Origin of the sequence: Burkholderia sp. Ac-20384 (assembly GCF_017104605.1) — a bacterium.
Taxonomy (GTDB): Bacteria; Pseudomonadota; Gammaproteobacteria; order Burkholderiales; family Burkholderiaceae; genus Burkholderia; species Burkholderia lata.
On record NZ_JAAGPE010000434.1, the window covers coordinates 1 to 5,837 of the forward strand.

A 5,837-nucleotide genomic window follows, 5' to 3' on the forward strand; every position below is an offset into this window, starting at 1 on the left:
ATTGGATATTTAACGGTTTACGTTATATTATTTACGAAATCACCGACCCAACCCCGCCATGTCTGATCTCGCTGCCGACGAATCCCGCCTGACCGCCGAAATCGAGCGCCTCAAGGCCGACTTCCCGTTGTGTCGCCGATATTGCTTCGATGCTTTGCGACGGGGATACGCGGCCGATGCCGAGGTTCGCCAGGATAGACGGCCGTCCGGCCTTCATCCGACAGGCCCGCTAGCGCGGCCACCCTGCCTTCCGCAGCGTCGCACGCAGCGCCTGCCGCTGTTCGACGGTCACCGCCACGCCACCGCAGACGACCGCAGGGATATCCGTCGTCGAACGCCATCCAGCCGTCACCCGACGGACCTGCTTGCGCCAGCCTCTCTCGCCTACCGCAACGTCGCGCGCAACGTCTGCATCTGCTCGACGGTTGCCGTTACGCCGCCGCAGACGATCACGGCGATATCCGTCACCGACGCAAGCACGGGCACCGGCCGCTCGAGTGCGGCCAGCGCAGCACCGCATGCGGGCTCGACGACGATCCGGTGCTCGTCGAGGAATCGCAGCGACGCGGCCACCGCGTCGGCATCGGACACGACGACCGGATGGATCTCGTGTCGCGCGGCCCATTCGACCGCCGCATCGCACGGCCGCTTCGCGCCGAGCGACGTCGCGATGCTCGTGATCGCCGGCAACTCGACCACACGCCCCTGCGCCAGCGAGCGCGCATAGCAGTCGGCGCCCTCCGTTTCGGCTGCGACTACCGGCACGTCGTGCCAGCCGTTGCGCGCCAGCCCTTCGAGCACGCCGCACAGCAGCCCGCCGCCGCCGACCGCGAGCACGACCGCGCCGGGCTTCGGGCCGGCCGCCGCCATCTCGTCGATCATCGTCGCGTGGCCCTGCCACAGCACACGGTCGTCGAACGGATGCACGAACGCATCGTGCTCGCCGAGTGCCGACTGCGCGAACGCGTTCGCCTCGGCCCAGCTCGCGCCGTGCACGACCACCTCCGCGCCCTCGACACGGATCAGCTCGCGGGCACGGGCCGACGCGCTCTCCGGCACGACGACGAGCACCGGCACGCCGAGTTCGCGGCCGCAATACGCGACCGCGATGCCCGCGTTGCCGCCCGACGACGACACGAAGCGCCGCGCGCCGGCCGCATGCCGCGCTTCACAGACAGCGCCGATGCCGCGCAGCTTGAACGAGCCCGACGGCTGCAGCGCATCGAGCTTCAGCCGGATGGTCCTGCCGAGCCGGCGGGACGCGATTTGCGAGCGAATATAAGGGGTCTGGATATGAAGCGGCATGGGACGGGACCAATAAGAACGGAGAGAACGCACGCGACGCGCGACCACGCGCGGCAACGACGGTCATCGTACGGCACGCTTCCCATGCTTTCCAATACCATCGAATGGCGTTTGCTATGCTTCACAGGTATATCGATGAACCGGAACGGAACCCGCATGCGTCAGATCGAATTGCGTCACCTGCGCTACTTCGTGGCCGTCGCGCAAGCCGGCAGCGTGATGGCCGGCGCCCGCGCGGCCGGCATCGTCCAGCCCGCGCTGTCACGACAGATCCGCGAACTCGAGGACGCGATCGGCACGCCGCTGCTGGTGCGCCGCGCAACGGGCGTCACGCTCACGGCGGCCGGCGCCAGCTTCCTGCAGGACGCGACCGGCTTGCTCGCGACGCTGCAGGACAGCCGTGAGCGCGCACTGCGCAGCGCGGCCGGCCAGTTGGGCGAGCTGCGGCTCGGTGCGTTGCCGAACTGCCTGCCGTTGCCCGTCGTCGCAAACGTCCTCAAGGCCTTTCGCGATGCGTGCCCGGACGTGAAGCTGTCGATCGCGCCGATGCTGTCGGCCGAACAGGCGGGCGCGCTGATGCGCGGCCAGCTCGACGGCGGGATCATGGCATGGCGCCGGGACGAGGCGCCGCATCTGTCGGGCGTACGCCTGCTGAGCGACCGCTTCGTGCTCGCGATGCCCGCGCCGCCGGGCGGACGCTTCACCGCGCCGCGCACGCTGGCCGACGTCGCGAACGAGCCGTTCGTCTGGTTCGACGCGCAGCGCTCCGCCGCGCACCACCGGTTCCTGATGGCGCAGTGCCAGCAGGCCGGCTTCACGCCGCGCATCGCGCAGGTCGGCAGCGACATTCCGACGTTGATCGGCCTCGTCGCGGCCGGGATGGGCTGTGCATTCGTGCCGGAAAGCGCATCGCCGACCTGCCCGCACACGGTCCGGCTCGTCGCGCTCGACGAGCTCGCGAGCCGCTTCGACATCGAGTTCGTGTTCGACGGTGCGGCCGTGCCGCCGTCGCCCGTCGTCGCGCGGTTTCTCGAGGCCGTGCGCGAGGCGGCCGGTGAAGCGCGCCAAGCGGGCTGAGTGACTGCAGATTCCACGACATCGCCCGGCGCTTGAGCGACACGATTCGCGGTGCCGAATGACGGGCGGAACCCCCTTCCGTCAAACCGTCGGCTTGGCTGCCGAAACAGGCTAAACAGCCGCATCTTTTTCGCGAAAATTCTTACAAAACGACGACACCGGACGCCGCAGCACCGGTGTTTTTAAATTGACACCAAAAACGGCCGTTTAACGTCGGTTCGAATTGTCATGGTTCGAAATATACTGCGCGCGCATCCAACCCTCGTGCCAAAGAGAGGATGCGTTTCCGCCCCGGTCACGGTCCCCCTGTGATCGGGGCTTTTTTTGCCCTTGGGCCTTGCCTGCAAAGGGTTTTCTGCGACGGCGCGACGGTGGTTCGGGGCATTGCCCTCCACCTGGCCGGCCCGCCCGATCCGCGCGGCGGCGGATCGCCGGACGGTCCGCGGGCGTCCTCGGGATCATCGGGCAGAGCGACCGTCAGTCCACCTCGAAGCGCCGATGGACCGCGATCTCCCGGCCGAAAAATACCCACCCTTCATTACGTAACGCTTTCACAAAAATCCCACTTTCGCCCGGCCCTCCAGCGGGCTTCGAGCGCTCGCTGCATTGTTGACATGAAATCAAGATAATTTCGTCCGTATACGGCTTTTTCCGCAAAAGTCATGCAGGCACACTTCGCCCTGTCCTCAACGGCCTGTGCCGTTGTCCCTCGACTACAGGAGCTCATCGCGTGAACACCACGACTTCCTCTCCTTCCCGCCCGGGCGGCAGCGCAGCGCTGCCGCTGCTGGCACTCGCCGCCGGTGCGTTCGGCATCGGCACGACCGAGTTCTCGCCGATGGGCCTGCTGCCCGTGATCGCCGACGGCGTGCACGTGTCGATTCCGCAGGCCGGCATGCTGATCAGCGCGTATGCGATCGGCGTGATGGTCGGCGCGCCGCTGATGACGCTGCTGCTCGCACGCTGGTCGCGCCGCTCGGCGCTGATCGCGCTGATGTCGATCTTCACGATCGGCAACCTGCTGTCGGCGTTCGCGCCCGGCTACACGACGCTGCTGCTCGCCCGCCTCGTGACGAGCCTCAACCACGGCGCGTTCTTCGGACTCGGCTCGGTGGTCGCGGCCAGCCTCGTGCCGCGTGAAAAGCAGGCCAGCGCGGTCGCGACGATGTTCATGGGTCTCACGATCGCGAACGTCGGCGGCGTGCCGGCCGCGACCTGGCTCGGCCAGATCATCGGCTGGCGCATGTCGTTCGCGGCGACCGCTGGCCTCGGCCTGGTGGCGATCGCCGGGCTGTTCGCGGCACTGCCGAAGGGCGAAGCCGGCAAGATGCCCGACCTGCGCGCGGAACTCTCGGTGCTGACGCGCCCCGTCGTGCTCGGCGCGCTCGGGACGACCGTGCTCGGCGCCGGTGCGATGTTCACGCTCTATACGTATGTCGCGCCGACGCTCGAACACGTGACCGGCGCGACGCCCGGCTTCGTGACCGCGATGCTGGTGCTGATCGGCGTCGGCTTCTCGATCGGCAACATCGCGGGCGGGCGCCTCGCCGACCGCTCGCTCGACGGCACGCTGATCGGTTTCCTGCTGTTGCTGATCGCCACGATGGCGGCGTTCCCGGTGCTCGCCAGCACGCACGTCGGCGCAGCCGTCACGCTGCTCGTGTGGGGTGTCGCAACGTTCGCGGTCGTGCCGCCGCTGCAGATGCGCGTGATGCGGGCGGCCCACGAAGCGCCGGGCCTCGCGTCGGCCGTCAACATCGGCGCGTTCAACCTCGGCAATGCGCTCGGCGCAGCCGCCGGCGGTGCGGCGATCTCGGCGGGCTTCGGTTATGCGGCCGTGCCGCTCGTCGGCGGGCTGATCGCCGCAGCCGGACTCGCACTCGTGTTCCTGCAGATCGCGCAGCAGCGCCGCGCACCGGCCGCGACAAATTCGTAATCGCGACACGTCGCGCCGGTGATGCGCGACGGCCCGCCGCCCTTCAGGCAAACACGTTCACGGCCGCGCAAAGCGGCCGTCTTCGTTTCAATCGGCAATTCCGATTCACCGATTCCACAATCAGAAAAATCAGGAATATCGGCACGTCATGCGTCGCTGCAAATTCGATTCACGGATGAAAAACTGAAATCGATTCAATCCATCCGAATGATTCAACGCCTGCACATTTCACTTCACCGGATACGTTAATCATTCATTCCGCATCGACCGTTTCAACCCGCTGCGCCAATCGGAAAAATCGAATCGCACCCTGCAATATTCGCGAATTAATTGCCGCATCACTGGAAAATCTTTCGTCCGCCCCGCACCAAATAAAATCGGGAACCGTAATGTTTTCCGGCTTTATTCAACCGATTCCCGGTTTTACTGTAACAAAATGAAACAGCCCGATCATTGCGATTGAAAGACTCGCCGATTCGTATCAGCATTTGCAATGCCGCGGCATGCGAAGCGCGGCATAAATCCAATGAAAAACCGCTCGATGAGGGATCAGTGTGAAAGTTGCCATCGCTTCCACGACAATGTCGCTCGCGCTGTTAATCGGCCTGTCGACACCTGCCGCCGACGCCGCCACTTATTCGAACGGCACTGCAACCGCCACCTTCAACGTCACACTGACGCTGCAGCCGAACTGCACGATCGCCGCGAACCCGCTGGCCTTCGGCACCAACGGTGTGCTGGCCACTGCAATCAACCAGCAGACGACCGTCAGCGTCACCTGTACCAATACGACGCCGTACAACGTCGGCCTCGATGCGGGCTCGGTCACGGGTTCGAGCGTCGCGAGCCGCCTGATGGCCGGCACGTCGACCGGCAACACGACGACGACCGTCGGCTTCCAGCTTTACCAGGACGCCGGGCGCACGACGATCTGGGGCAACACGCAAGGCACGAACACCGTGGCCGGCACCGGCTCGGGCGCCGCGCAGGCGTTGACCGTCTACGGCCAGGTGCCCGCGCAGGCAACGCCGAAACCGGACACGTATCAGACGACCGTCACCGCAACCGTCTACTTCTGACCGGCACCGCAACGCATGACCGCATTACGTCGAATGCTCGCCGCGCTGCTGTGCGCGGCCGGCACCGCGCACGCCGCGTCGCTGCAGATCTCCCCCGTCACGATCGAATTCGGCACCGACGACACGGCCGCCGGCATCACGCTGCACAATCCGGGCGAGCGCCCCGTGTACGGGCAGGTACGCGTGTTCCGTTGGGACCAGGCCGACGGCCAGGACACGCTGACGCCCACCCAGGATCTGGTCGCGAGCCCGCCGCTGATCGAAGTCGGCACGCAATCCGAGCAACTGATCCGCGTCGTGCGTGCGTCGCGAGCGCCCGCCGGCATCGAGCAGAGCTACCGGCTGCTGATCGACGAGCTGCCGCAGCCCGGCGAAGCGCCGACCAACGGCGTGTCGATCCGGCTGCGCTATTCGATTCCGGTGTTCGTCGAGCCCGCGGC

At 66.4% G+C, this 5,837-nt stretch carries 5 protein-coding genes; 4 read left to right on the forward strand and 1 reads right to left on the reverse strand.

Annotated features, from left to right (window positions below):
- Positions 1–384 precede the first annotated feature (384 nt).
- The gene (locus G3O00_RS39080; protein ID WP_206146190.1) at positions 385–1,305 is read right to left on the reverse strand and encodes a pyridoxal-phosphate dependent enzyme; all 921 of its coding nucleotides are present in this window, start codon (positions 1,303–1,305) and stop codon (positions 385–387) included.
- Positions 1,306–1,461: 156 nt separating this feature from the next.
- On the opposite strand from G3O00_RS39080, the gene G3O00_RS39085 reads away from it, so the two are divergent.
- The 4 genes from G3O00_RS39085 to G3O00_RS39100 all read left to right on the forward strand — a co-directional run.
- Entirely contained in the window at positions 1,462–2,382 is a 921-nt protein-coding gene (locus tag G3O00_RS39085) for a LysR family transcriptional regulator (protein WP_174936342.1), read from the forward strand.
- 730 nt (positions 2,383–3,112) lie between these two features.
- Positions 3,113–4,318 carry an MFS transporter gene (locus G3O00_RS39090; protein ID WP_011351564.1) on the forward strand — a complete coding sequence of 402 codons (1,206 nt, stop codon included), beginning with the start codon at positions 3,113–3,115 and terminating at the stop codon, positions 4,316–4,318.
- Between the two features lie 581 nt (positions 4,319–4,899).
- Positions 4,900–5,397, forward strand: coding sequence for a spore coat U domain-containing protein (locus G3O00_RS39095; RefSeq protein ID WP_011351563.1), 498 nt, complete (start codon positions 4,900–4,902; stop codon positions 5,395–5,397).
- Between the two features lie 15 nt (positions 5,398–5,412).
- Positions 5,413–5,837 (forward strand): fimbria/pilus periplasmic chaperone (locus G3O00_RS39100; protein ID WP_206146191.1); only part of this gene is annotated, 425 nt, incomplete at its 3' end.